At 60.1% G+C, this 25052-nt stretch carries 25 protein-coding genes; 9 read left to right on the top strand and 16 right to left on the bottom strand.

Going from position 1 to position 25052, the window contains the following annotated elements:
• Nucleotides 1-7: 7 nt before the first annotated feature.
• From BLO80_RS15690 to acs, 12 genes are all read right to left on the bottom strand, one after another.
• Entirely contained in the window at nt 8-295 is a 288-nt protein-coding gene (locus BLO80_RS15690) for a hypothetical protein (RefSeq protein WP_003178862.1), read from the bottom strand.
• 69 nt (nt 296-364) lie between these two features.
• Nucleotides 365-1711, bottom strand: a complete 1347-nt coding sequence (gene astB / locus BLO80_RS15695; protein WP_092333558.1) for an N-succinylarginine dihydrolase — start codon at nt 1709-1711, stop codon at nt 365-367.
• A gap of 131 nt (nt 1712-1842) precedes the next feature.
• Nucleotides 1843-3312, bottom strand: a complete 1470-nt coding sequence (astD, locus tag BLO80_RS15700) for a succinylglutamate-semialdehyde dehydrogenase (protein ID WP_175459506.1) — start codon at nt 3310-3312, stop codon at nt 1843-1845.
• On the bottom strand, nt 3309-4334 hold the full coding sequence (gene astA / locus BLO80_RS15705) for an arginine N-succinyltransferase (RefSeq protein WP_039591862.1): 1026 nt from the start codon (nt 4332-4334) through the stop codon (nt 3309-3311). Before astA ends, astD begins: the two co-directional genes overlap by 4 nt.
• Before the next feature lie 43 nt (nt 4335-4377).
• Nucleotides 4378-5397, bottom strand: coding sequence for an arginine/ornithine succinyltransferase subunit alpha (gene aruF / locus BLO80_RS15710; RefSeq protein ID WP_003178851.1), 1020 nt, complete (start codon nt 5395-5397; stop codon nt 4378-4380).
• 235 nt (nt 5398-5632) lie between these two features.
• Entirely contained in the window at nt 5633-6853 is a 1221-nt protein-coding gene (locus BLO80_RS15715) for an aspartate aminotransferase family protein (RefSeq protein ID WP_092333554.1), read from the bottom strand.
• 359 nt (nt 6854-7212) lie between these two features.
• Entirely contained in the window at nt 7213-8193 is a 981-nt protein-coding gene (locus BLO80_RS15720; protein ID WP_092333552.1) for a GlxA family transcriptional regulator, read from the bottom strand.
• Nucleotides 8194-8306: 113 nt separating this feature from the next.
• On the bottom strand, nt 8307-9071 hold the full coding sequence (locus BLO80_RS15725) for an ABC transporter ATP-binding protein (RefSeq protein WP_053124413.1): 765 nt from the start codon (nt 9069-9071) through the stop codon (nt 8307-8309).
• A 56-nt stretch (nt 9072-9127) separates the two neighbouring features.
• Complete coding sequence (locus tag BLO80_RS15730) at nt 9128-9826, bottom strand: ABC transporter permease (RefSeq protein ID WP_060741005.1); 699 nt, start codon at nt 9824-9826, stop codon at nt 9128-9130.
• On the bottom strand, nt 9823-10512 hold the full coding sequence (locus BLO80_RS15735) for an ABC transporter permease (protein WP_060741004.1): 690 nt from the start codon (nt 10510-10512) through the stop codon (nt 9823-9825). The genes BLO80_RS15730 and BLO80_RS15735 overlap by 4 nt, the downstream gene beginning before the upstream one ends.
• Nucleotides 10513-10602: 90 nt before the next feature.
• A complete protein-coding gene (locus BLO80_RS15740; RefSeq protein WP_092333550.1) occupies nt 10603-11376 on the bottom strand; it encodes an ABC transporter substrate-binding protein in 774 nt (257 codons plus the stop codon).
• 667 nt (nt 11377-12043) lie between these two features.
• Nucleotides 12044-13999 (bottom strand): acetate--CoA ligase, encoded by a 1956-nt coding sequence (gene acs, locus BLO80_RS15745; protein WP_092333548.1) that lies wholly within the window; start codon nt 13997-13999, stop codon nt 12044-12046.
• A 478-nt stretch (nt 14000-14477) separates the two neighbouring features.
• Between acs and BLO80_RS15750 the strand changes: the two genes are divergently transcribed.
• The 5 genes from BLO80_RS15750 to BLO80_RS15770 all read left to right on the top strand — a co-directional run bounded on the left by BLO80_RS15750 (nt 14478) and on the right by BLO80_RS15770 (nt 18497).
• Nucleotides 14478-14741: a DUF2790 domain-containing protein gene (locus BLO80_RS15750; RefSeq protein WP_092333546.1), complete on the top strand. Its 264-nt coding sequence runs from the start codon at nt 14478-14480 to the stop codon at nt 14739-14741.
• 489 nt (nt 14742-15230) lie between these two features.
• Nucleotides 15231-16478: a ribonucleotide-diphosphate reductase subunit beta gene (locus BLO80_RS15755; RefSeq protein ID WP_024776511.1), complete on the top strand. Its 1248-nt coding sequence runs from the start codon at nt 15231-15233 to the stop codon at nt 16476-16478.
• A 406-nt stretch (nt 16479-16884) separates the two neighbouring features.
• Nucleotides 16885-17418, top strand: a complete 534-nt coding sequence (locus BLO80_RS15760) for a BRO-N domain-containing protein (RefSeq protein WP_092333544.1) — start codon at nt 16885-16887, stop codon at nt 17416-17418.
• A gap of 102 nt (nt 17419-17520) precedes the next feature.
• Nucleotides 17521-18234, top strand: coding sequence for an HNH endonuclease (locus BLO80_RS15765; protein WP_092333542.1), 714 nt, complete (start codon nt 17521-17523; stop codon nt 18232-18234).
• 104 nt (nt 18235-18338) lie between these two features.
• Nucleotides 18339-18497, top strand: a complete 159-nt coding sequence (locus BLO80_RS15770) for a DNA-binding protein (protein WP_092333540.1) — start codon at nt 18339-18341, stop codon at nt 18495-18497.
• On the opposite strand, the gene BLO80_RS15775 is transcribed toward BLO80_RS15770, so the two are convergent.
• The gene (locus BLO80_RS15775; RefSeq protein ID WP_092333538.1) at nt 18478-18828 is read right to left on the bottom strand and encodes a helix-turn-helix domain-containing protein; all 351 of its coding nucleotides are present in this window, start codon (nt 18826-18828) and stop codon (nt 18478-18480) included. The genes BLO80_RS15770 and BLO80_RS15775 overlap by 20 nt on opposite strands.
• Nucleotides 18829-19124: 296 nt before the next feature.
• Here BLO80_RS15775 and BLO80_RS15780 point away from each other — a divergent pair, with 296 nt between their 5' ends.
• Nucleotides 19125-20114 carry a hypothetical protein gene (locus BLO80_RS15780; RefSeq protein WP_092333536.1) on the top strand — a complete coding sequence of 330 codons (990 nt, stop codon included), beginning with the start codon at nt 19125-19127 and terminating at the stop codon, nt 20112-20114.
• Between the two features lie 4 nt (nt 20115-20118).
• Here the strand turns inward: BLO80_RS15780 and BLO80_RS15785 are convergent, their stop codons facing one another.
• Nucleotides 20119-20931 (bottom strand): sulfite exporter TauE/SafE family protein, encoded by an 813-nt coding sequence (locus BLO80_RS15785; protein WP_092333534.1) that lies wholly within the window; start codon nt 20929-20931, stop codon nt 20119-20121.
• Nucleotides 20932-21044: 113 nt separating this feature from the next.
• Here BLO80_RS15785 and BLO80_RS15790 point away from each other — a divergent pair, with 113 nt between their 5' ends.
• Together BLO80_RS15790 and BLO80_RS15795 are read left to right on the top strand one after the other, a co-directional pair.
• Nucleotides 21045-21821, top strand: coding sequence for an AraC family transcriptional regulator (locus BLO80_RS15790; RefSeq protein WP_092333531.1), 777 nt, complete (start codon nt 21045-21047; stop codon nt 21819-21821).
• Nucleotides 21822-21903: 82 nt separating this feature from the next.
• Nucleotides 21904-22221 carry a helix-turn-helix domain-containing protein gene (locus BLO80_RS15795; protein WP_003204826.1) on the top strand — a complete coding sequence of 106 codons (318 nt, stop codon included), beginning with the start codon at nt 21904-21906 and terminating at the stop codon, nt 22219-22221.
• 17 nt (nt 22222-22238) lie between these two features.
• On the opposite strand, the gene BLO80_RS15800 is transcribed toward BLO80_RS15795, so the two are convergent.
• A complete protein-coding gene (locus BLO80_RS15800; protein WP_092333529.1) occupies nt 22239-23297 on the bottom strand; it encodes an MBL fold metallo-hydrolase in 1059 nt (352 codons plus the stop codon).
• Nucleotides 23298-23486: 189 nt separating this feature from the next.
• Between BLO80_RS15800 and BLO80_RS15805 the strand changes: the two genes are divergently transcribed.
• Complete coding sequence (locus BLO80_RS15805) at nt 23487-24095, top strand: TetR/AcrR family transcriptional regulator (protein ID WP_092333527.1); 609 nt, start codon at nt 23487-23489, stop codon at nt 24093-24095.
• Nucleotides 24096-24098: 3 nt separating this feature from the next.
• Here BLO80_RS15805 and BLO80_RS15810 read toward each other — a convergent pair whose 3' ends face one another.
• The gene (locus BLO80_RS15810; protein WP_092333525.1) at nt 24099-25046 is read right to left on the bottom strand and encodes a LysR family transcriptional regulator; all 948 of its coding nucleotides are present in this window, start codon (nt 25044-25046) and stop codon (nt 24099-24101) included.
• Nucleotides 25047-25052 lie beyond the last annotated feature (6 nt).

Below are 25052 nucleotides of genomic sequence, written 5' to 3' on the forward strand. Positions count from 1 at the left end.
GGTTTCCTTAGTGGTCGTGGCCGCAATCCGGGCCATGGACATGGTCATCGTCGCCAACGTCCGCCGGTTCCATTTCCAGTTGCAGGCTGACCAGGTTGGTCGCCAATGGACGCAACAACAGGTTGGCGTATTCCTCGTCCCCTTCCTCGACATCGACGCCGATCAGCAACTGACCGCGGCCATCCTGCTGGATCCACAACTCCTTGCCTTGCCACATCACCGCGACACGGGTGCAGGAGGTTTCCAGTTGGGTGCCGTCGGTGTCTTCAAGGATCAGCTGCAGGGTATCGCTCATGTCTTTACGTTCTCGTCTGGGGATAAGGCAACGCGCCCTGCTTTGACTGTAGTCAGGTCGCGCGCGCTTTCAATTGATCTGGAAAGGATAAACCGCGCCAAGTTTAAGGATTTGTGTCAGTTCATCCAGTGCCCCACGGCATTCGAGCAGCAACTGCGGGTCTGCCAGGTCATTTTCGGTCATGCGATCGCGGTAGTGCCGCTCGACCCATTGGGTCAGCGAATCGTACAACGGCGCGGTCATGATAACCCCTGGGTTGACGGCCGCCAGCTCGGTTTCATTGAGGGCCACGCGCAACCTCAGGCAAGCCGGGCCGCCACCGTTCTGCATGCTTTGCTTGAGGTCGAAGACCTTCACTTCGCGAATGATCCCGCCAGCGCCCGTCAGGCCTTGCAGGTATTGCCAGACGCGTTCGTTGCTGCGGCATTCTTCCGGCACGATCAAGAGCATGGAGCCGTCGGGACGCGACAGCAACTGGCTATTGAACAGGTAGGAACGTACCGCGTCATCGACAGTAACCGCCGAACGCGGCACGCACACCGATTGAAATTTCCCACCGACCTTGGCGAGTTTGCTGCTCAACTCGGCCAACATCTTGTCGGTCTCGAGAAACGCGTCCTCGTGATAGAACAGCACTTCGCCATTGCCCACCGCGATCACATCGTTGTGGAACACACCCTGGTCGATCACCGACGGATTCTGTTGGGCGTACACCACGCCCTCCTCCCGCAGCCCATGCAGGCGGGCAACGGCCTGGGAGGCTTCCAGGGTCTGGCGCGCCGGATACTTCTGCGGTGCGGGATAACGGGTGTCGAAGGCGCTGCGACCGAAGACGAAGAACTCCACGCCGGCCTCGCCGTGGGCGCGGCAGAAACGCGTGTGGTTAGCCGCGCCTTCATCGCCGAACTGCGCCACCGCCGGCAACGCGGCGTGGTGGGCGAAGTGCTGCTGGTCGGCAAACATGGCCCCCAACACGCGACTGGTGGTCGGATGCTCGATGCTGCGGTGGTACTTGCAGTTCAGGTTGGCGGCGGTGAAATGCACGCGTCCATCGGCGGTGTCGGCACTCGGGCTGACGGTGGCGGCGTTGGCCACCCACATGCTGGAGGCCGAGCAGCTGGCGACCAGCAACGGCATCGCTTCCTTCGCGGCCTGCTGGATGACCTGGGCATCGCTGCCGGCAAAGCCCAAGCGGCGCAGGGCCGCCACGTCCGGACGCTCCTGCGGCGCCAGCACGCCTTGCTGGAAACCCATGTCCATCAACGCTTTCATTTTCGCCAGGCCCTGCAACGCCGCTTCCTTGGGGTTGGAGGACTGCTGGCTGTTGCTCTGGGACGCGACGTTGCCGTACGAGAGCCCACCGTAGTTATGGGTCGGCCCCACTAGACCGTCAAAGTTGACTTCATAGGATTTCATCAGCGAGGCTCCACGAGAATCTGTTTTTTATAGGCATCAAATAACAACTGCGGCGCGGCTATCGCGAGCAAGCTCGCTCCCACAGGGTCTTGCACTGTCCTTGTGGGAGCGAGCTTGCTCGCGATCGGGGTTCACACCATTCTCACGCCGGGGGTCAGGGCAGCCGGCATGACAAGGCTTGGCGTTTCCAGGGAAGCCACCGGGTACGCGCAATAATCGGCCGCGTAATAAGCACTGGCGCGATGGTTGCCCGAGGCACCGACACCGCCGAACGGGGCGCTGCTGGCGGCACCGGTCAGCTGTTTGTTCCAGTTGACGATACCGGCGCGGCTCTGCAGCCAGAATTGCTGGTAACGCGCCTGGGAATCGGACAGCAACCCGGCGGCCAGGCCGTATTGCGTATTGTTGGCCTCGGTAATGGCCGCGGCGAAGTCCGTGTAGCGGATCACTTGCAGCAACGGCCCGAACAGCTCTTCATCAGGACGCTCGGCCACGGCGGTCACATCCAGGATACCCGGCGTCAGCAATGCCGCCTGGGGCTGCGGCTGGGTCATGGCCAACAGCGGCACGGCGCCTTTGCCCAGCAAATGGTTTTGCGCGTCCATCAGCGCCTTCGCCGCGCCCAGGGAAATCACCGAGCCCATGAACGGTGCCGGTTGCTGGTCGAAGGCACCGACTTCAAGGGTCGAGCTGACCGCCACCAGGCGCGCCAGCAAGGCATCGCCCCAGGCGCCTTCCGGCACCAGCAGGCGGCGCGCACAGGTGCAGCGCTGTCCGGCGGAAATGAAGGCCGACTGGATAATGGTGTAGACCGCCGCATCGACGTCCGCCACCTCATCCACCACCAGTGGGTTGTTACCGCCCATTTCCAGCGCGAGGATCTTGTCCGGGCGCCCGGAAAATTGTTGATGCAGCAGATTGCCGGTGCGGCTGGAGCCGGTGAAGAACAGCCCGTCGATACCTGGGTTCGCTGCGAGGGCGATACCGGTTTCCCGCGCGCCTTGCAGCAGGTTCAGCACACCCGCCGGCAGACCGGCCTCGATCCAGCACTTGACCGTCAGTTCGGCGACTTTCGGCGTCAGCTCGCTCGGCTTGAACAACACGCTGTTGCCGGCCAGCAGTGCGGGCACGATGTGGCCATTGGGCAAGTGCCCGGGGAAGTTGTAGGGGCCGAAGACCGCCACCACGCCGTGGGGCTTGTGGCGCAGCACGGCGGTGGCGTCGCCCAGGGGGCCGCTCTTCTCGCCGGTCCGCTCGCGGTAGCTCTGCACCGAAATGGCGACTTTGTTGACCATGCTGGTCACTTCGGTCGCCGCTTCCCACAACGGCTTGCCGGTTTCTTCACCGATGCACTGGGCCAGTTCGTCGGAGTGGCTTTTCAGGGCCGCGGCAAAAGCTTTCAGCACCTGGATACGTTCATCCAGCGAGCGCCGTGCCCAGTCCGGAAACGCCTGGCGCGCGGCCTGCACCGCCGATTCCACTTGCGCCGCCGTGGCGCCGTTGCCCGACCACAACACCTGCTGGGTCACGGGGTTCAACGACTCAAAGAGGTCGCCCTGGCCTTCCAGCCAGCTACCTGCGATGTACAACGAATTCATCATTTCGACTCCCGGGCAGCGGACAACGCAACGGCACGCACCTGATCGCCGGCATTGAGCTGAAGACGTTTGGCGGTCAGCGGATCGACCACCAGAGTGCCTGCGGCGAAACGCGCCGGTGCAGCCGTGATGCGGCAGTCTTCGCGCTTGCGGTTGTGGATGAGGAACGGCGTGGCGTCATCGCCCGGCGTGCCGATGGCCAACACCAGCGCCTGGCTGTCGCGAATCGCGCGGATCTTGCCGGTTTCGCACTCCACCGCCGGGCCGGCGTCGAAGATGTCGACGTAACCCTGATAGCTGAAACCTTCGCTCTTGAGCATCGACAAGGCCGGTTCAGTGTCCGGATGAACCTGGCCAATCACGGCCCGGGCATCTTCGGATAGGAAACAGGTGTACAGCGGGAATTTGGGCATCAGTTCAGCGATGAACGCCTTGTTGCCCACGCCGGTGAGGTAATCGGCCTGGCTGAACTCCATTTTGAAGAAATGCCGGCCCAAGCTTTCCCAGAACGGCGAACGGCCGTTGTCGTCGGACATGCCGCGCATCTCGGCAATGATCTTGTTGCCGAACAATTGCGGAAACTCGGCGATGAACAACAGCCGCGCCTTGGCCAGCATCCGGCCATTGAGGCCACTGCGGTAGTCGGCGTGGAGAAACAGCGAGCACAGCTCGGAATTGCCGGTCAGGTCGTTGGCCAGGAACAGAGTCGGGATTTCCCGATAGATGTTCAATTCCTGGGAAGCGCTGACCGTCAGGCCGACCCGAAAGTTATACCAGGGCTCACGCAGCCCCACGGCACCGGCGATGGCGGAAATGCCCACCACGCGACCGTCATCGTCTTCGAGCACGAACAGGTAGTCCGCGTCACCGCGCCCGGCTTCGCCGCGAAAGGTCTTCTCGGCCCAACCCACCCGATGGGCCAGGCGCTCTTCATTGGCCGGCAAGGTGGTCAGGCCAGTGCCCGTGCTGCGGGCCAGGGCGATCAGAGCGGGTAAATCGCTGCTGCGTACGGGACGAACGATCATGCTATCTCCTCAAACGGGCCGCTTGCGCCACCCGCGAAACTCATTAAACCGCCACCAGGCGCACGCTGGCGCCTTCGCCAACGCCCAAGGCTTCGGCCGCTTCCATATCCAGGGTCACCGGTTTGCCCGGCGCGTAGTCGAGTTCGAGCAGCACGGCGCGGTAATCCTGCAACTGGGCATTGGCCACCAGGTATTGGCGGCCGGCGCCCTTGACCGGCTCGCCGATCTTGACCGGCACCACGCGGCTCTGGGCGATCGAGCGGATGCCCGAGACGCGGGCATGCAGGGTCGGGCCACCGTCGAAGATGTCGATGTAGTGATCGGTCTCGAAACCCTCGCGCATCAGGATGTCGAAGGTGATCTGCGCCCGCGGATGCACCTGGCCCATGGCTTCCTGGGCGGCATCCGGCAACAGCGGCACGTAGATCGGGTAATGGGGCATCAGCTCGGCGAGGAAGGTACGGCTCTTCAGCCCGCACAGGCGCTCGGCGGCGGCGTAGTTGAGGTCGAAGAAGTTGCGACCGATGGCGTCCCAGAACGGCGAATCACCATTCTCATCGCTGTAGCCGACGATCTCGGTCACCACCGAATCGGCGAACCGCTCCGGATGGCTGGCGACGAACAGCAGCCGCCCCCGTGAGTTGAGCTCCGACCATGGCGAGCCCACCAGTTCCGGCACCACGTAGAAGCTGGTCAGCAGGCTGTTGCCGGTCAGGTCGTGGCATTGGGAGAGCACGTGGATCTTGTTGTGGATCTTCAGCTCGCGGGAGGCATGGACGAAGGTCTCGTTGCGAAAGCTGTAGAACGGTTCGGAATAACCGGCCGACGCTACGATGGCCGAACAGCCCGCCAGCTTGCCGGTCGCGGTGTCTTCGAGGACGAAGAAATAGCTCTCTTCACCGTTGAAGCTGACTTCGGCGGCAAACGAGGCTTCGCTTGCGGCGATCTTGTCGCTCAGGCGTTCCACGTCATCCGGCAAGGAAGTGACACCGATCGGACTGTCCGCAGCCAGACGCTGTACCTCGCCCAGATCCGCCATTTGCGCGGGGCGCATCACCAGCATGGTGTCACTCCTTAACTTGAAATAAAGGGTTCGACCCTCAGGTCGACACACAGAAAAAAACTAAACGAACACGCGGCTCCGCATTGCATCTGCCGCGGTCTTCGATTTTCAGCCGCAGCAAGCCCCCTGTGGGAGCGAGCTTGCTCGCGATAGCGGTGTATCAGTCAACATCGATGCTGGCTGGTCCGACGCCATCGCGAGCAAGCTCGCTCCCACAAGGGGTCCAGCTTCAGCGTCAGGCCTGGGTCAGCTTCGCCGCCGCCCGCTCGAAGCGGTCCAGGCCGGCGTCGATATCGGCGTCTTCCACCACCAGGCTCGGGGCGAAGCGAATCACGTCCGGGCCGGCTTGCAAGATCATCAGGCCTTCCTGTTCGGCGGCGTTGAAGATGTCCTTGGCCTTGCCTTTCCAGGCATCGTTCAGCACGCAACCGATCAGCAGGCCCAGGCCACGCACTTGGGTGAACAGGCCGTACTTCTCGCCGATCTGCTCCAGGCGCGCCTTGAACTTGGCGTGCTTGGTTTTGACACCAGCGAGCACCTCAGGCGTATTGACCACATCGATCACCGCTTCGGCCACTGCGCAGGCGAGCGGGTTGCCGCCATAGGTGGTGCCATGGGTGCCGACCACCAGGTGCTTGGCCAAGGCTTCGGTGGTGAGCATCGCCGCAATCGGGAAACCTCCACCCAGGCTCTTGGCGCTGGTGAGGATGTCCGGGACCACGCCGTAATGCATGTAGGCGAACAGATGACCGCTGCGGCCCATGCCGGTCTGCACCTCATCGAACACCAGCAACGCGTCGTGGGCATCGCACAGGTCGCGGGCGCCTTGCAGGTAGGCCTGCTCGGCCGGCAGCACGCCGCCCTCGCCCTGGATCGGCTCCAGCACCACGGCGCAGGTCTTGTCCGAGACAGCGGCTTTCAACGCGGCCAGGTCGTTGTAAGGAACGTGGGTGATGCCAGTGATTTTAGGCCCGAAACCGTCGGAGTACTTCGACTGCCCGCCGACGTTGACGGTGAACAGGGTGCGACCGTGGAAGCTGTTGAGCGCGGCGATGATTTCGTATTTTTCGCTGCCGAAACGATCGAACGCAACGCGACGGGCCAGCTTGAAGGCGGCCTCGTTGGCTTCGGCGCCGGAGTTGCAGAAAAACGCGCGCTCGGCAAACGTCGCGTTGACCAGCTTGTGGGCCAGGCGCAGGGCCGGCTCATTGGTGAAGACGTTGGAGACGTGCCACAGCTTGTTGGCCTGTTCGGTCAGTGCGCCGACCAGCGCCGGGTGGGCGTGGCCCAGTACGTTGACTGCAATACCGCCAGCGAAGTCGATCAACTCACGACCGGATTGGTCCCATACGCGGGAACCGGCACCACGCACAGGTATGAAGGCAGCAGGTGCATAGTTGGGAACCATAACCTGGTCGAAATCGGCGCGTTGTACCGCGGCTTGCTCAACGGACATCGGAGTCTCCTGATGAGGAACACCCGCCTGGAACTGGCGGGCTTGGTAAGGATTGTAAGGACAGTTTTCAGCCCGGCCTTGCCGCCAAGCGACAACTTCTTATAGCGCCAACCCACGTTTTGCGCGGGTTTACGGCAATGCGACAAATAGCGTCGCAAAGGCGCAGTTTAAACGTTGCCAAGGGATTTGAGGCGCCTGCGTCCATATTTCCGCTGCCAGACACAAAACACCTGTGGGAGCGAGCTTGCTCGCGATAGCGTCGGCTCAGCTGGCATTAGCGTCGACTGATAACCCGCCATCGCGAGCAAGCTCGCTCCCACGATTTTTTGTGTCGACCGCCCTATCCGCAGCCTTGCCGCCTAGCCGCGCTCGGACGGCACCGAGGACAATTCGAACGGGCTGCTGCTGCGTCGCTGGTTGCGGTCTTCCCGCGGCGTGGCGCCGAAGAAGTTGCGGTAGGCACTGGAGAAGTGTGGCCCCGAGGAGAAACCGCAGGACAGGCCGATCTGGATGATGGATTTGCTGGTCTGCATCAACATCTGCCGGGCCTTGTTCAGGCGCAGCTCCAGGTAATACTGGCTGGGCACGCGATTGAGGTATTGCTTGAAGATCCGCTCCAGTTGCCGGCGGGATACACACACATGCTGGGCGATTTCGTCGGTGGTCAGCGGCTCTTCGATATTGGCTTCCATCAGCAGCACCGCCTGGGTGAGCTTTGGATGGCTGGAGCCGAGGCGGTTCTGCAACGGGATGCGCTGGCGCTCGCCGCCTTCACGAATGCGCTCGACCACCAGCTCTTCCGACACCGCGCCGGCCAGTTCCGCACCGTGATCCCGGGCCAGGACCGCCAGCAACAGGTCCAGCACCGACATGCCACCGCAAGCGCTCAGGCGATCGCGATCCCAGTCGAACAGATGGCTGGTGGCGATGACCTTGGGGAAACGTTCGGAGAAGTCGTCCTGCCAGCGCCAATGCACGGCGGCACGGTAACCGTCGAGCAAACCCAACTGGGCCAAGGGATAGACACCCGCCGACAAACCACCGATCACGCAACCGGCACGCACCAGTTGCTTGAGGGCGCTGCTCAGGGGCGCGGCCAGTGCGGTCGGCGGCTCATCGGCCAGCAGGAACAGCTTCTGGAACCCCTCGAGCTTGCCGGCCCAAGGCTCGCCCGGCAATTGCCAGGCGCCGGCGGCCGCTGGCTCGGCCTGCAGGAACGACAACTCGTAGACCACATCCGGATGCACCCGCTGGGCGACACGCAAGGCCTCCTCGGCCAGCGCCAGCGTCAAGGCTTTAGTGCTGGGCCAAATCAGGAAACCTATTCGATGGGCAGTCATGGCGGGCGATCCGAAGCGAAAACAGTGTTAAAGCCAAAAGCGGCTGCAACCAAATTAGACCATCTGGCACGCGGTGCGCAGCATGACCCAAATCAGGTGCGTAACGGGAGCGATTACTTGAGGCTGCCCGAAAGAAATTGTTGCAGGCGCTCCGATTGCGGATTGACCAGCACTTCACGGGGGTTGCCGCTTTCTTCGACGATGCCCTTGTGCAGGAACACCAGTTGGTTCGAGACCTCGCGGGCAAAGCCCATTTCGTGGGTCACCACCACCATGGTCCGACCTTCCAGGGCCAGGGCCTGCATCACCTTGAGCACGTCGCCCACCAGCTCCGGGTCCAGCGCCGAAGTCGGTTCGTCGAACAGCATCACCTCAGGTTCCATCGCCAGCGCACGGGCAATCGCCACGCGTTGCTGCTCGCCGCCGGACATGTGGCCCGGGTAGGCATCCTTGCGATGGGCCACGCCGACCTTGTTCAGGTAGTGCTCGGCCTTCTCCCGCGCTTCAGCCTTGGCCACGCCCAGTACATGCACAGGCGCCTCCATGATGTTTTCCAGCGCGGTCATGTGGGACCACAGGTTGAAATGCTGGAACACCATCGACAGCCGCGAACGCATGCGCTGCAGTTGCTTGGGGTCCGCGGCCTTCATGGCGCCATCTTTGCCGGCGACCAGTTTCAGCTCTTCGTTGTTGAGCAGAATCTTGCCGGCATGGGGTTGCTCGAGCAGGTTGATGCAACGCAGGAAGGTACTCTTGCCGGAGCCACTGGAGCCGATGATGCTGATCACATCGCCAGCAGCGGCCTTCAGGGACACACCCTTGAGCACTTCGTGACTGCCATAGCGTTTATGCAGGTCTTGGACTTCAAGCTTGTACATGCGGTCGGTTCTCACAAAACGTCAGTCGTTGAGCAGTCGATCGGATCGATGCGTTATCAGTGCTTGCGCGGGGCCAGGTAACCCAGCCAGCGGCGCTCGGCCAGTTTGAACAGGCGCACCAGGATGAAGGTCAGGCACAGGTAGAAAGCGCCGGCCGTGATGTAAGCCTCGAACGGCAAGTAATACTGCGCATTCACCGTGCGCGCCGCGCCGGTGATGTCGATCAGGGTCACGATGGAGGCCAGGCTGGTGGTCTGCAACATCATGATCACTTCGTTGCTGTATTGCGGCAGCGCCCGACGCAAGGCCGACGGCAACAGGATCCGGCGATACAGCTTGTAGCGCGACATGCCCATGGCCTTGGCCGCCTCGATCTCACCATTGGGCGTGGCCCGCAGGCTGCCGGCGATGATTTCGGCGGTGTAGGCGCTGGTGTTGATGGCGAACGCCAGGCACGCACAGAACGTCGCACTGGACAGCCACGGCCAGAGGAAGCTTTCGCGCACGATCGCGAACTGCGCCAGCCCGTAGTAGATCAGGAACAGCTGCACCAGCATCGGCGTACCGCGGATCACGTAGGTGTAGAGCCAGGCCGTCATGTTGACGATCGGCTGCTTGGACACCCGCATCAGCCCCAGGGGCAACGCCGCCAGCAAGCCGAAGAACAGCGACAGGGCCAACAATTTGAGAGTGGTCAGCAAGCCGCTGAAATACAGCGGCAAGGCCTCATAGATGACGTTGTAGTCGAAGATCATAGATCAGCCGCCCTTACGCCTACCGAGTAGCGCTTCTCAAGGTGACGCAACGCCAGCAACGAGACACTGGTGATCACCAGGTACATCGCCGCCACTGCGAGGAAGAAGGTGAAAGGCTCGCGAGTGGCATCCGCCGCCTGCTTGGCCTTGAACATCATGTCTTGCAGGCCCACCACGGAAATCAGCGCGGTGGCCTTGGTCAATACCAGCCAGTTGTTGGTGAAACCCGGAATCGCCAGGCGAATCATCTGCGGCACCAGCACCCGGAAGAACACCTGGAAGCCGCTCATGCCATACGCCATGCCCGCCTCGGCCTGGCCCTTGGGAATCGCCATGAATGCACCGCGAAAGGTCTCCGACAGGTACGCACCGAAGATGAAACCCAGGGTGCCGATACCGGCCGCCAACGGGTTCAGGTCGATGTAGTCGTCGTAGCCGAGCATCGGCGCCACGCGATTGAGCAAGTCCTGGCCGCCGTAGAAAATCAGCAGGATCAGCACCAGGTCGGGAATGCCGCGAATGACCGTGGAATACAGGTCGCCCAGCCACGCCAGCCAGCGCACCGGAGAAAGGCGCAACGCAACGCCGATCAGCCCCAGGACGATGGCCAGGGCCATGGACGACAAGGCGAGCTCAAGCGTCAACCATGCGCCATCGAGGATGACAGCCCCGTAGCCTTTCAACATGATTCAGGTCCTCGAAAGTGGGATGAAAAAATGGCGCAAACCGCAGAGATCCTGTTGCTTGCGCCATTTCGCACGAGTGGCGGGACGTCGTTACTTGCCGTAGATGTCGAAAGCGAAGTACTTGTCCTGGATCTGCTTGTATTTGCCGTTCTCGCGGATGGCGGTGATCGCGCCATTGATCTTGTCTTTCAGCGCATCGCCCTTGCGAACCGCGATACCGATGCCGTCGCCGAAGTACTTCTCGTCGGTGAAGGCTGGGCCTACAAATGCGAAGCCCTTGCCGGCATCGGTCTTGAGGAAGCCGTCATCCAACAGGGTAGCGTCTGCCACGGTGCCGTCGAGACGGCCGGCGGAGACGTCCAGGTAGATTTCGTTCTGCGAACCGTACGGCTTGATCTCGGCACCCAGCGGGGCCAGGACTTCACGGGCGAAACGCTCGTGGATCGAACCGCGCTGCACGCCGATGTTCTTGCCCTTGAGCTCGGCGAGGCTGTCGCTGACCTGGGTACCGGCCTTCATCACCAGACGAGCCGGGGTGTTGTAGTACTTGTTGGTGAAATCAACGGACTTCTTGCGATCTTCAGTGATGGACATGGACGACAGGATCGCGTCGATCTTGCGCACCTTCAGCGCCGGTATCAGGCCGTCGAACTCTTGCTCGACCCAGACGCACTTGACCTTCATTTCTTCGCACAGCGCATTGCCGATGTCGTAGTCGAAACCGACGATGCTGCCATCCGGGGCTTTCGAGGCGAACGGAGGGTAAGCCGCTTCGATACCAATCTTCAGGGGTTTCTCATCAGCGAAGGTCGGCAGGGACAGCACGGACAGTGCCAGGGCGCCAAGCAGCACAAGTTTCTTCATCTTGGGACTCCATCGGTAAAGGGCGAAAACGGCAGAGTGAGCAACAGCCCAATATGCGAATGGGTGGAACGAACGTGGGTGCTGCGTCCTGGGAAGCTCACGGTTTATCCGACGCGAGCCACGACGAGCGAGTGATCGGCATTCTAACGACAGGCCCGAAGCCGATATTTCTTCAATGCGACAACAAATTACAGAAGCACCGAGAAAGCGGTTCGAGCACATTGACAGCTTCGCAAATTCATGCAAGAGCAAAAGAAGGGAAACCGATCTATGCTGCAAATAGCGGGCCCATTATTCGCAAACCCTTCTAATCCGGCAAGCACAGCGTGTCGGCTTATTTTCCAAGACGCCCGGAGCCGCCCTATGACGGCGCTTCGCGTTTCACATCGCCCCGTTGTGGCGCCTTTGGTTACACATTTCGAAACACCGGTAACGCTCAGACACGTCCTACTTCAAACCTCGATATTTATTCATCCGCCGAACCTGTGGCGAGGGAGCTTGCTCCCGCTGGGCTGCGAAGCAGCCCCAAAGCCAGGCACCGCGGTCGTTCGAACACCCTACTTGTGGCGAGGGGATTTATCCCCTCGCCACAAGGGCTATATGACGCGCACAAAAAAGCCCCGCCAGGCAAATGCCAGGCGGGGCTTCTTGAGGTCACAAACCGCCGTCAGGCAACGTTCATGGTCTTGTGCGTCTCGATCAAGTGCGCCACCACACCCGGGTCGGCCAGGGTGGAGATATCACCCAACCCGTCGTATTCCGCCGTGGCGATCTTGCGCAGGATGCGGCGCATGATCTTGCCGGAACGGGTCTTCGGCAGCCCTGGTGCCCACTGGATCACATCCGGCGACGCAATCGGACCGATCTCCTTGCGCACCCAGTTCTTCAGCTCCAGGCGCAGGGCCTCGCTGGTTTCCTCGCCAGCATTGAGGGTGACGTAGACATAGATGCCCTGCCCCTTGATGTCGTGCGGCACACCCACCACCGCCGCTTCGGCGACTTTCGGGTGAGCAACCATGGCGCTCTCGATCTCGGCCGTGCCCATGCGGTGGCCGGACACGTTGAGCACGTCATCCACTCGACCGGTGATCCAGTAGTAACCATCCTCGTCGCGACGGGCGCCGTCACCGGTGAAGTACATGCCACTGAAGGTCTTGAAGTAGGTGTCGACGAAACGGTCATGATCGCCGTACAGGGTACGGGCCTGGCCTGGCCACGAATCGAGGATCACCAGGTTGCCTTCGGCGGCGCCTTCGATCAGGTTGCCGAGGTTGTCCACCAGCGCCGGCACCACACCGAAGAACGGGCGAGTGGCCGAACCCGGCTTCAACGCCGTGGCGCCTGGCAATGGACTGATCAGCACGCCACCGGTCTCGGTCTGCCACCAGGTGTCGACGATCGGGCAACGTTCCTTGCCGACATTCTTGTAGTACCAGTCCCAGGCTTCCGGGTTGATCGGCTCGCCCACCGAACCCAACAGGCGCAGGCTGCTGCCATCGGCGCCTTCGACGGCGGCGGTGCCCGAGGCCATCATCGCGCGAATAGCCGTCGGGGCGGTGTAGAGGATATTGACCTTGTGCTTGTCGATGACCTTGGCCACCCGGGTGATGTCCGGGTAGTTCGGCACGCCTTCGAACAGCAGCGTGGTCGCACCGTTGGCCAGCGGGCCGTAGACGATATAGCTGTGGCCGGTGACCCAACCCACGTCGGCGGTGCACCAGTAGACCTCGCCTGGCTTGTAGTCGAACACGCGCTCATGGGTCAGCGCTGCGTACAGCAGGTAGCCGGCCGTGGTGTGCTGCACGCCCTTGGGCTTACCGGTGGAGCCAGAGGTGTAGAGGATGAACAGCGCTTCTTCGGCGCCCATTTCCTTCGGTGCGCAAACGGTGCCGGCCACTTTCATCAAGTCTTCGTACCAGATGTCGCGGTGCTGGTTCCACTTGATGCCACCACCGGTGCGCTTGCACACGATGACTTTCTGGATGCTGCTGGTTTCCGGGTTGGTCAGCGCGTCATCGACGTTGGCCTTGAGCGGGATCTTCTTGCCGGCGCGAACGCCTTCGTCGGCGGTGATCACCACTTTGGATTTGCAGTCGATGATCCGGCCGGCCAGCGCTTCAGGGGAGAAACCGCCGAACACCACCGAGTGAATCGCACCGATCCGGGTACAGGCCAGCATCGCGACCACAGCCTCAGGGATCATCGGCATGTAGATGGTCACCACGTCGCCGCGATGCACGTCCTGGCCACGCAGGGCGTTGGCGAACTTGCAGACTTCTTCATGCAGTTCGCGATAGGTGATGTTGCGGCTCTCGGACGGGTCATCGCCCTCCCAGATAATCGCAATTTGATCGCCGCGCTCAGCCAGGTGACGGTCGAGGCAGTTGTAGGACACGTTCAAGGTGCCATCGGCGAACCACTTGATGTCGACATGGTGATCGTCGAAGGAGGTCTGCTTCACCGTGGTGAACGGTTTGATCCAGTCGAGGCGCTTGGCCTGCTCGCGCCAGAAGCCATCCGGGTTGACGACCGACTGCTGATACATCGCCTTGTAGGTCGCCTCGTCAGTCAACGTACTGGCCGCAACCTCGGGGCGAACGGGATACAGAGAAGCCGCACTCATCTTTCTTACCTCGGAGACATAGTTGTTTTTGTATGGTCCCGTTGTAGCCCGGGGCGGGCCTATAGAACCATTCGACGATGGTAGTAACAAGTCCCTACAAAATGTCGGTACTAACCGGCAACCCCCTGCCTGCAGGCATTTTCCTGCGTGGGAGCAAGCCCCCTCCCGCAGTTTGTCCTACACCACAGATCCAATGTGGGAGCGAGCTTGCTCGCGATGACGGCAGCACCTCCAACATAGATGCCACAGACAACCCCACCACCTGCAGCGATTATTACCAGATCAACCAACAGTGTTTATCAAAACCAAGGCTTTTTGTGCCCAGCCCCACTCCCTAAAATTCATCTCGCCAACCGGCAAATACGATTAACGCAACACAGCCCCCACAAAGGCCGTTAATCCAACCTCCAATACTTGCTCCACACGCAACCCCAAAAAGGTTGCGTGACCCCACTCGACCTCAAAAAAGGTGAATCAGATGAAAGCTTTATGGGTTCTGGTCCTCGGCAGCCTGTGCGCCACCGCGATGGCGGATGAGGCCCCGACCGATGTCGCACAGCAAAAACCGGCCATTGAGGAGTACACCTACTCCACCCACCTGGACATCGCCAAGGTCATCTCCATGAGCGCCATCCCGAATGTCTGCGAAGTGGTCCCGGCGAAGATGGAGTACGACGACTCCAAGGGCCAACGCCACATCCTGCGCTACAGCGTCATGGGAACCGGTTGCTCCAACGGCTGATCACAACTGGCAATTTCCACGGCCCGATTTCGCTCGGGCCTGGTTGTGTCTGGAGCCACCAAAAACGCCCCACAAACACAACATGTAGTGCAAACCCGCAAAAAACGCTGGTTTTTTAATCAAAAAAATCTGCGATCCGCTTCATGCAAAAAAAATCTTAAGCGGCCAAAGCCTTGTAAACCCTCGCTCCCACGCGGATATGCCACCCGCCGCCCCTTCTGTGAGCTATTTCGCCGCACCACGTAGGCAAAAAAGTCCTTATAATGCCGCCTTAAACGGGCCTGCAATATTCCCTTACAGGGGATCACGCTTACTGGGAGCCTACGCAGAGGCCAATCGCCTCCTCGCGTTCACCGCCGCTCCGGTATGACCCGTACATTTTTCTGTTTATTGCCTGCGTCAGCTGCTGCAACAAACGATTTTTCAAGATCCATCGCGGCCAGTAGGCCTTCATCGGGCATCTGGCCCTCACGCAGGAGACGACACGTCATGCTGAGCTGGGACGAATTCGACAAAGAAGACGGCGAAGTTGCTGTAAAAGGCGCCAACGCCGGCCACGCTTCTGAAGCCAACATGGACCGCCTCGACAGCGCCGGCGGTGCCGCCGCCCTCGAAGCCCGGGCCGTGACGGCCAGCGACTCGGCCGCGATCATTCGCGCCAAGGCCGCCCTCGACAAACTCGATGTCGCCGAAGGCCTCGCCGAACTCGAAGGCGCCTCCGCCCGTGTCGCCGTCGATGAAAAGCGCATGATCAACTGCCGCGCCGACCTCAACCAGCTCGTCCCCTTCAAATACGACTGGGCCTGGCAGAAGTACCTGGACGGCTGCGCAAACCACTGGATGCCGCAAGAAGTCAACATGACCGCCGACATCGCCCTCTGGAAAAACCCGGAAGGCCTGACCGACGACGAGCGCCGCATCGTCATGCGCAACCTGGGCTTCTTCTCCACCGCTGACTCCCTGGTCGCCAACAACCTGGTCCTGGCCGTGTACCGCCTGATCACCAACCCGGAATGCCGCCAGTACATCCTGCGCCAGGCGTTCGAAGAGGCGATCCACACCCACGCCTACCAGTACTGCATCGAATCGCTGGCCATGGACGAAGGTGAAATCTTCAACATGTACCACGAGATCCCATCGGTCGCGAAAAAAGCCGCCTGGGGCCTGAAGTACACCCGTTCGATCTCCGATCCGAAGTTCGAAACCGGCACCCCGGAAACCGACAAAGAGCTGCTGCGCAACCTGATCGCCTACTACTGCGTCCTGGAAGGCATCTTCTTCTACTGCGGCTTCACCCAGATCCTCTCCATGGGCCGCCGCAACAAAATGACCGGCGTCGCCGAGCAGTTCCAATACATCCTGCGCGACGAATCCATGCACCTGAACTTCGGCATCGACGTGATCAACCAGATCAAAATCGAAAACCCGCACCTGTGGGATGCCGAGATGAAGGAAGAAGCGACCCAGATGATCCTGCAGGGTACGCAGCTGGAGATCGAATACGCCCGCGACACCATGCCTCGCGGCGTGTTGGGCATGAACGCGGCGATGATGGAGGACTACCTCAAGTTCATCGCCAACCGTCGCCTGTCGCAGATTGGTCTGAAAGAAGAGTATCCAGGCACGACTAACCCGTTCCCTTGGATGAGCGAGATCATGGACTTGAAGAAAGAGAAGAACTTCTTTGAGACGCGAGTGATTGAGTATCAAACGGGTGGGGCTTTGAGCTGGGATTGATGTCGAACGATCCTAAGCAGAACCCGCCGAGTTACTTGGCGAGCGCTTAACTAAAAACCCCGTGAAAACGGGGTTTTTTGTGCCCCGCAGAATCAGCCGTGTTTAGCTTCAGGGCAAGCATGCCTCCTTCCCCCTACGAAAAAACCAGAATTTTTCCGCATTGACGCCGTATCGCCTGGTTACCTATCTTATCCGCAGGTGCCTAAGAAACGCCCAACGTAGTAGCTAATCGCCAAACATCGAACCGCTTACCGTCCGAGGACGTATGCGACTCTGTGGTGAGAAATAGCTTGTTGGGATTCTTCTTACACCCTCTACGTCGGGCTCGCGCCGCTAACTTCATACGTAGAGGTCGTTATGCTTAGAAGAAATCCAACCTGCTCTCCGCACACCTCGGAGAGTGATCATGCGTGACGCTTACATTCCGGCAGTTTTCACCCGTCACAACCTCCACCTCCACGCCCTCCTCCTGGAAAACCAACCTTGGTTCTGTGCTCGCGATCTCGGTCGGTTAATGGGTGTGCATCTGAACGACCGTATGGTCAGCAAGCTGGATGAAGACCAGCGACACATCCTGCCGATTTGTTACCACGGCCAACCTGAAAAACGGCTGATGCTCAGCGAGTCCGGTGTATACGCCTTGTTGGTTTACCACTACGCGCCCGGAAATCGCTTGTTGCGTGAATGGCTCACGCATCATGTAGTGCCAGCGTTGAGGGACGCACAGGCCCCAAGCGATACCGAGCGGCCAATGCTGAGCGTTTTGGATTGGCCGGAGATGTCGTTGAGTCTACTGCATTGGCAAAACGACGGTTGGATTCGGCTGCGGGACATGCCGTATCTGTTGCTTAACCGGACTCGGGGTCGAGCGAAGGTGATTAAGCCTTGGTGGCGTAGGTTACTTGAGGCTTTTCATGAGGCTGGGCATTCAGTCTCCTAGGATCCATCCGAACGAAAACTGAGCTTTTTCTGTAGGAATTTTCGTAGACAGCCGTAATGGCCTGTCAGTATCGTCCGAGGGTTTTTAACCCTCGGCGGACGTATGGATACCCCAAAGGAAAAAAGCGGTTGGAGCGACAGAGAGCTTGAGGCTTCGATTGATGCTTATTTGAAAATGCTAGATCGAGAGTTAAACGGCCAGACCTTCAAGAAGTCGATTGAAAATCAGCTTCTGCGTGACGGACCGCTGAGCAAGCGCAGCGCCTCGTCGGTTGAATACCGCATGCAGAATATTTCGGCGGTGTTGGAGCAAATGAGTCTGCCACGAATCAGTGGCTACATGCCTGCCAAAAATATCGGTGCAGGTGTCGCCCAGCGAATCCGTAAGGTGCTTGCCAGCAAGGTGATGCCTAGCGCGGGAGAATCCGCCCCGACATCTGACCAGCGAACGTTAATCAGCAGAGCCTCGAATCTGCAGAAGAAAGGACTCAAGGCCGAGCCTTTAGGCAATCCAAATCCACAGCAAGTCAGCACGACCACGACGTCCTACGTTCGGGATCCCAAAATCCGGGCATGGGTTGCTGAACTGGCTAAGGGTGTCTGCGAAGGTTGCGGCCAGAAAGCACCGTTCGAGGTTGATGGGTTACCCTTTCTTGAGGTGCATCATGTGAAGCATTTAGCTCAGCAAGGATCGGACAGCATTACCAACGCGGTTGCGTTGTGCCCGAATTGTCATCGGCGTTGTCATCTTGCCAGTGATAAGGAGGCGTTCACTTTGTCGCTGTATGGGAAGGTCAGTCGGTTGGTTGCTGAGTGATTTGGCGGGATTAGATTGGGGCTGCTTCGCAGCCCAGCGGGAGCAAGCTCCCTCGCCACGGGGATGGGGCAAGGCTTCAGTCCGACTTCTACTGGAGATATTCAATGGCTGACGAATTCAAAAGTGAGGCCTTCGAGTCGATTCACAGTTCGGCTGAAGCGCTGCTGAAAATCGACGCTATCGACGAGGCGACCATGGGGGAATTCGACCAGGCTTGCATTGCTGAAGTGCCTGTTGACCCGCCTATTGGCGACGAGGCTTAGTGCCGCGAATGGGCGCATTAGAGGCAGGCTTTTCCTGCCCAAGCGGCGGCGTGTAAATGGTTTGTGGCGCTCTGGTCAGCCCGAGACGCAGTCCGAACTTCCTCATGATGGCGTCAATGGTGCTGAGGGTCGGATTACCCTTGTCCTTCTCGATCTGGTACAGGGCTTTGGTCGACATCTTGCACATCAGTGCAAAGGTTTCCTGGTCCAAACCGGTGACCTCGAGTCGTAGCCGGCGAACGGCGGTTCCCAGGGTTTCGTTTCCCGTCGCGTGCTGGGTCGAGATATCTTCAAGCAGTGCCTGGCGACCTTCGGGGGTGTATTCTTTCATTGATTTTCTCGTTCGACCGGGCGCTCAGCTTTCAGCAATATAATTCCGATTAGTCAAGGGTTTCACCGCGTAACCGGCATTATTATGCCGGTTGTCTTGGGGCTGCTTCGCAGCCCAGCGGGGATAAATCCCCTCGCCACAGGGTTGGTGTCGAGCTGAGGATATCAATAAAATCTCGGGTGCTGTCCATGGCCGGGGTATTGCTGCAGATTTTGCACTGAGCTGAAAACAGTCAGTGCAACCCACCCCGTCTCCCGCTATTAATATCCTTTCCCCCTCAAGGCCCCGAGTCCGCAATGAAATTCGACCTCGCTTACTGCCGCAGCCTCGACGACAAGCTGTCGATCTATGACGTGCGCGATCTGAATTTCGACGAGACGGTGGCGTTCGATTCCGCGAAAGAACAGTTCCAGTGCCCCAACGATGCCTGTCGGGCGGCGTTTGATGAGGAGAATCGGCTGACGACGTTCAATGCCAAGAACGTCAATTACATTCGCACGCCACATTTCAAGAACCAACCAACGACCCAGCATATCGAGGGCTGCCCTTATGTCAGTCCGAAAACGCCGGGGTTGGGTGATCAGAGTGACGAGGCGGAAACGGATGACGACCGCGAAGAGCATTTTCCGTCGGAGCTGTTGCTGACTCGGCGTCAGTACGTGCGTCAACCGTCCGATCTGCCGAAGGATGTTGAAGCGACTCGCCCTATGCCCCTCTCTGTATCGCCCCACGGTGATAACACTCATTCCGCCCAGGACTCGACACCGGACAAGACCAGTGTCTTCGCCCACCCGGTGGAATGTTTCGTCTCGAATTTCGATAACAAGGATCTGCTCAAGCGCATGCCGCTGAAGATCGGCGAGCACACGGCGCCCTATGGATCGTTCTTCAAGAAGATCGAGTACTTGCAGGACAACAAGGGCTTGATCTACTGGGGCAAGATCAAGGAAATCAAGGATTACACACTGAGCTTTCGCATCGATTTCGACGCAAAGGTCTGGTTCAAGCAAGCGGACGAGGCAAAAAAGAAGCCTTACTCAGTCAACGTTTACCTGAGCAAGAAGCTGATCGACAACTACCGCAAGCGCAAAGCGTTCCTGGCAGAAATCAAGCACGCCATCGACAGTGACGCGCCGTTGTATTGCTTCTTTTATGGCGTGACGCCGGAGTTCAAGCAGGTGCCGAGCAAGAAAAACCCCGACCAGACGTTCGGGGTGTTCAGTGCCAATATCGAGAACCTGGACCACTTCATTATTCGGGAAGCGCCGGGGTTGGCGGATCACTAACTCCCTACCCCAGCAACATCCCACCCATCACCACCACCAGTAACCCCACATACACCCGCGCATGCAGTCGATCCGGTATCCGCCCGATCCACGGCGTTGCCAGGCGGATGCCCACTAGCGCCCCGAGCGTGAGTACAGCGAAGGCCAGCAAGTCGACATAACCGACGTACCACGGCCCAAGGTCCGTTCCGGTGAAAGCGGCCAAGGCCATGTAGGTCACGGTGCCGGCCAAAGCGACAGGCAGGCTCAGCGGATTGGCCATGGACGTGGCCTGGGACATGTTCAAACCACATCGGCGCAGCAGCGGCACGGTCATGACACTTCCGCCAACCCCCAGGAACGTGGCAATGATTCCGACAGCGGTCCCCCCCAACGTCGTTTTTATTGCCGAAAGGGGTCGTGGGACAACATCGCAGGCGCGTGTCAGAAAATCTCGGCGCAACAGGCTGTCCAGAATGGTCAGGCCCAAGTAGGCAATGAAGGCGTAGCGGATAATCTCACCGCTCATCCAGGTGGCAGCCGTGGCGCCGAGGGTCGCGCCCAGGGCGATGAAGCCGCCGAACGGCCACAAGTAATGACGAAGCAGCTGACCGGCGCGGTGATGTTTTCCAGTGGCAACCAGGGCGTTGACGATCATGACGCAGGTGGAAGTGGCCACGGCGATGTGCATCGCCGATCCACCGATAACGTCACCTGCGTGGCGAGCCATCAGCAGGCGGTAGATCAACGGCACCACGACAAAACCACCGCCGAACCCAAACAGCACGGCGGTCACGCCACTCAAGCAGCCGAAACAGGCAAGCAATACATAGAACATCCAGGGAAGTCCGTGGAATGGGGAGGCGTCCACGATAGGTAAACGAAGGTTGGCCTGCTCTAGCAAATCGGCCAATAATGTTCGCGTTTACGCCAATCACGAGTCACCCTTCGATGCGCAACACTTCGATCGATTTGTTGGATGCGACACCCAGGGCGGTCGTCGCCATTGGTACCGATTACCCCCACGGGCATTTGCTGCCGTTGCACCGTCATCGCCGGGCACAGTTGCTCTACGGCGCCACCGGGGTGATGCAGGTCAGTACGGCAGATGGCAATTGGGTGGTGCCGCCGCAACGAGCGGTCTGGATTCCGCCAGGGGTCGACCATGAAGTACTGATGCTGGGCGTGAGCACCCGCAGCCTGTACATCGAACCGGCGGCGGTAACGGCCATGGACACGTGGTGCCAGGTCATCAGCGTGTCGCCCTTGATGCGCCAGTTGCTGATGGAAGCCGTGGAGCTTGCGCCGGACTACGACGAGGCTGGACGCGATGGCGCGCTGATCGATCTGCTGCTGCACGAACTGCTGCGCAGCGCCCATCTGCCACTGCACCTGCCACTGCCCCAAGACCCGCGCCTGCTCGACCTGTGCCAGGCGTTCCTGAAACACCCCGACACCCATGCCTCGCCCGTGCAATGGGCGGCGCAATTGCATATCAGCCTGCGCTCATTCAACCGCCTGTTCAGCCGACAGACCACGCTGAGTTTCAGCCAGTGGCGGCAGCAGGCGTGTGTCATGGCGGCGTTGGCCCGTTTGGCCGAAGGGGATTCGGTGACGCGCATAGCCCTGGATCTGGGCTACGACAGCCCCGCTGCGTTTTCCACCATGTTCCGTCGGGTACTGGGTCACGCACCGAACGCCTGGCTGGAGAAGACCACCGGTCATTGATCAAAAAATGAGATTGATCAGGACTCAAAACAACTGTACAAAAACACAGTATTTTTTGAATCCCACAGCTTTGGAGCACCCCATGGCCTCTCTCGCAATCAAAACCACCCTGGAACGCATCGCTGTCTATCAATTCACCCCTGCTCACAGTGCGCAGGCCCGAGCCATGCTGGGCTGGAGTGTCGAGGAGCTGTCCCGGCAATCCGGCGTTTCGGTCCAGGCCATCCGCCGCTTCGAGGCCGGTGGCGAGTTGCTCGATGTCACCCGCTTGGCCCTGGCATTTCGCCTGGAGGCCGAGGGTCTGGTGTTCTTCCCCGGGTTTGCACCGGGGCGTGGCATGAACATCAAGGGCGCGACGCCGGACCCGATGGGGCGCTCCGATTACGCGATGATCGAATAACACCCCCTGCGCAGGTGCTAGGCAATACCGGCCCGGTCCGGGTACGCCGAGGTTTCTACGTCCAGCCACCAGGCGCGGCCACGTTGCGGCTGCGCCAGGGTGAACGCTTCGCCCATTTGCGGAGTGGTGATGCACACGTTGCGCTCCCAGGCCAAGGCCAGGATGCGATCGAAGGGTTCATACCAGGCATGCATCGCCAGGTCGAACGTTCCGTTGTGGATCGGCAGCAGCCAGCGGCCCTTCAGGTCGATATGAGCCTGCAGGGTCTGCTCCGGCTGCATGTGGACATGGGGCCAATCGACGTTATAGGCGCCGGTTTCCATCAGCGTCAGGTCGAAAGGGCCGTATTGTTCGCCGATGCGTTTGAAACCCTCGAAGTAGCCGGTGTCGCCGCTGAAGAAAATTCGTGTGGCGCCATCGATCATCACCCACGAGGCCCATAAGGTGCTGTTGCTGTCGAACAGACCGCGACCGGAAAAATGCTGGGAGGGCGTGGCGATGAACTCGATGCCGTCCACCTCGGTGCCTTGCCACCAGTCCAACTGACGCACCTTGCTGGCGTCGACCCCCCATTTGATCAGGGTATCGCCCACGCCAAGGGGGGCCAGGAAGTGACGAGTCTTGGCCGCAAGCTTGAGGATGGCCTGATGATCGAGGTGGTCGTAATGATCGTGGGAAAGGATCACCGCTTCAATCGGCGGCAACTCTTCCAGGCTGATGGGCGGCTGATGGAAACGCTTGGGGCCGACCCATTGCACCGGTGAAGCACGTTCGGAGAACACCGGGTCGGTCAGCCAGAACTTGTCCCGCAGCTTGAGCAACACGGTGGAGTGGCCGAGACGGAAGACGCTGTGATTGGGCGCGGCCAGCAACGCGGCGCGCGTCAGCGGTTGAACCTCGATGGTGCCCGCAGGCCGGGTAGCGCGCGGCTTGTGGAAGGTCATGTTCCAGATGATGCGCAGGGTCGTGCCGAACCCTTGCCGCGGAGTGAAGGCGTGATTGCGATACTTGCCCTGTTCGTGCAGTGATAAATGTTGGGCAGCCGGGCTATCGGTCGGAAAAGAGGGAATGGTCATGGTGCGATAACTCCAAGGACGTCGTCGCAATTGCGCTTCGCCGTTGTGGGACGCTGGATGGCCGTTGCATGCACGCTCAGCCGTTCGACACAGAAACTACACCATTCGGTGTAGTTTCTAGATTGCATGAATGCCGGAAGCAAGTAAACTGCCGAGTGTAATTTCTCTCCTCTCAACCGACGAATGCCCATGACCGTACCGCAGCGCCTTACCGAGCGAAAACGCGAAGCCATCCTCCAGGCCGCGATTGCTGAATTTCGTAGCAGCGGTTTCGAGATCACCAGCATGGACAAGATCGCGGCGACTGCCGGCGTATCGAAGCGCACGGTGTATAACCATTTCCCGAGCAAGGAAGAATTGTTTGCCGAAATTCTGAATCGGTTATGGAACAGCATTACCGCAGAACAAGACATGCCCTACAGCTCGCAAACGCCGCTGCGGGAACAGCTTCAAACGTTGCTGCAAGCCAAGCTGCACCTGCTGGCGGACGAGAATTTCCTCGACCTGGCGCGCATCGCCATCGCCGCAACGATTCACTCCCCGGAGCGGGCCCAGGACATGGTGTCGCGCATGGGCCAGCGTGAAGAAGGCCTGACGGCCTGGATTCGCCAGGCCCAGGCCGATGCTCGGTTGAAGCCCGTGGAGCCGGCATTTGCCGCCCAGCAAATGCATGGGCTACTCAAGACGTTCGCCTTCTGGCCGCAGGTTTCGATGGGGCAACCGAGCCTGACCCAGGAGGAGCAGGCCCGGGTGATCGAATCGGCCCTCGACATGTTCCTGAGTCGTTACCAGGCCTGAGGGTCAGCGCCACCGCAGATTGCGCCCCAACTCATCGAACAAGGTCACCACCGAACGCAGGGCCCGGCAGTCCGGACGGGTCAGGAGCCACAGAGCCGTGTCATATCCCTGCAACGGTTCACCGACTGGCATCAGGCCCTGGCTTTCGTCGATCAGGAAGTCCGGCAGCGCCGCCACCCCCAAACCCGCCCGCACCAGTTCGGTGACCGAAAGCATGCTGTTGCAACGATAGGCGGGCACTACGCCGGGTAAATGCTGACGACGCCAGGCCACGGTGGGGTGATCGGGGAGAAAATCGTCCGGCGCGATCCAGGTCATGGCGGCCAGGTCATCCACATTCGCCGGGCGCAGGTACGTGGCACCGACACATACCCGGAACGTCACATTGCCGAGGTTGCGACCAACCAAGTGCTCCGGCGGCGTACGGGTCAGTCGCAACGCAATGTCGGCATCGCGGCGGCTGAGGTTGGCGAAGTCATTCGAGGTGCTCAACTCGAGGCTCAACGCCGGATAAGCAGGCATGAAACGCGCCAGCGCCGGCAACAACAACGCTTGCAGGACCGAATCACTGCACGTCAGGCGCACCGTGCCGCTGATGACCTCGCCGCCCTGCTCCACCCCCACCCGCGCCGCCTCCAAAGCCTGCTCGGCGCGCTCGGCTTGTTCGGCCAATGCCTGGGCCAGGCTCGTGGGCAAGTACCCGGAACGACTTTTCTCGAACAAGGGCTGACCCAGGGCTGCCTCCAGCCGACGTACCGAACGAAACACCGTGGACACGTCCACCTGCAGCAGCCGAGCGGCCCGGGCCAGCGAGCCGCCACGGACCAGCGCCAGGATCAGGGACAGATCGGGATAGTCCAGACGATAGTGCGTTGCTGCATTGTTCACTTGGATAAACGCCAATATTGATTGCGTGAACGCCAATCTATAGTGGCCACCAGGAATCAACAAGCGGCG

Source organism: Pseudomonas sp. NFACC56-3 (assembly GCF_900100025.1).
Classification (GTDB): domain Bacteria; phylum Pseudomonadota; class Gammaproteobacteria; order Pseudomonadales; family Pseudomonadaceae; genus Aquipseudomonas; species Aquipseudomonas fluorescens_AA.

Bases quoted from the DNA above. Each gene is read 5' to 3' on its own strand.
- BLO80_RS15805 (WP_092333527.1), top strand. From the start codon at position 23,487: ATGACCGTACCGCAGCGCCTTACCGAGCGAAAACGCGAAGCCATCCTC.
- BLO80_RS15730 (WP_060741005.1), bottom strand. From the start codon at position 9,826: ATGATCTTCGACTACAACGTCATCTATGAGGCCTTGCCGCTGTATTTC.
- BLO80_RS15690 (WP_003178862.1), bottom strand. From the start codon at position 295: ATGAGCGATACCCTGCAGCTGATCCTTGAAGACACCGACGGCACCCAA.
- astD (WP_175459506.1), bottom strand. From the start codon at position 3,312: ATGATGAATTCGTTGTACATCGCAGGTAGCTGGCTGGAAGGCCAGGGC.
- BLO80_RS15725 (WP_053124413.1), bottom strand. From the start codon at position 9,071: ATGTACAAGCTTGAAGTCCAAGACCTGCATAAACGCTATGGCAGTCAC.
- BLO80_RS15720 (WP_092333552.1), bottom strand. From the start codon at position 8,193: ATGACTGCCCATCGAATAGGTTTCCTGATTTGGCCCAGCACTAAAGCC.
- BLO80_RS15780 (WP_092333536.1), top strand. From the start codon at position 19,125: ATGAAATTCGACCTCGCTTACTGCCGCAGCCTCGACGACAAGCTGTCG.
- BLO80_RS15785 (WP_092333534.1), bottom strand. From the start codon at position 20,931: ATGTTCTATGTATTGCTTGCCTGTTTCGGCTGCTTGAGTGGCGTGACC.
- aruF (WP_003178851.1), bottom strand. From the start codon at position 5,397: ATGCTGGTGATGCGCCCCGCGCAAATGGCGGATCTGGGCGAGGTACAG.
- BLO80_RS15735 (WP_060741004.1), bottom strand. From the start codon at position 10,512: ATGTTGAAAGGCTACGGGGCTGTCATCCTCGATGGCGCATGGTTGACG.
- BLO80_RS15795 (WP_003204826.1), top strand. From the start codon at position 21,904: ATGGCCTCTCTCGCAATCAAAACCACCCTGGAACGCATCGCTGTCTAT.
- BLO80_RS15790 (WP_092333531.1), top strand. From the start codon at position 21,045: ATGCGCAACACTTCGATCGATTTGTTGGATGCGACACCCAGGGCGGTC.
- BLO80_RS15800 (WP_092333529.1), bottom strand. From the start codon at position 23,297: ATGACCATTCCCTCTTTTCCGACCGATAGCCCGGCTGCCCAACATTTA.
- astB (WP_092333558.1), bottom strand. From the start codon at position 1,711: ATGAAATCCTATGAAGTCAACTTTGACGGTCTAGTGGGGCCGACCCAT.
- BLO80_RS15760 (WP_092333544.1), top strand. From the start codon at position 16,885: ATGCGTGACGCTTACATTCCGGCAGTTTTCACCCGTCACAACCTCCAC.
- BLO80_RS15750 (WP_092333546.1), top strand. From the start codon at position 14,478: ATGAAAGCTTTATGGGTTCTGGTCCTCGGCAGCCTGTGCGCCACCGCG.
- BLO80_RS15765 (WP_092333542.1), top strand. From the start codon at position 17,521: ATGGATACCCCAAAGGAAAAAAGCGGTTGGAGCGACAGAGAGCTTGAG.
- acs (WP_092333548.1), bottom strand. From the start codon at position 13,999: ATGAGTGCGGCTTCTCTGTATCCCGTTCGCCCCGAGGTTGCGGCCAGT.
- BLO80_RS15775 (WP_092333538.1), bottom strand. From the start codon at position 18,828: ATGAAAGAATACACCCCCGAAGGTCGCCAGGCACTGCTTGAAGATATC.
- BLO80_RS15755 (WP_024776511.1), top strand. From the start codon at position 15,231: ATGCTGAGCTGGGACGAATTCGACAAAGAAGACGGCGAAGTTGCTGTA.
- BLO80_RS15770 (WP_092333540.1), top strand. From the start codon at position 18,339: ATGGCTGACGAATTCAAAAGTGAGGCCTTCGAGTCGATTCACAGTTCG.
- BLO80_RS15740 (WP_092333550.1), bottom strand. From the start codon at position 11,376: ATGAAGAAACTTGTGCTGCTTGGCGCCCTGGCACTGTCCGTGCTGTCC.
- astA (WP_039591862.1), bottom strand. From the start codon at position 4,334: ATGATCGTTCGTCCCGTACGCAGCAGCGATTTACCCGCTCTGATCGCC.
- BLO80_RS15715 (WP_092333554.1), bottom strand. From the start codon at position 6,853: ATGTCCGTTGAGCAAGCCGCGGTACAACGCGCCGATTTCGACCAGGTT.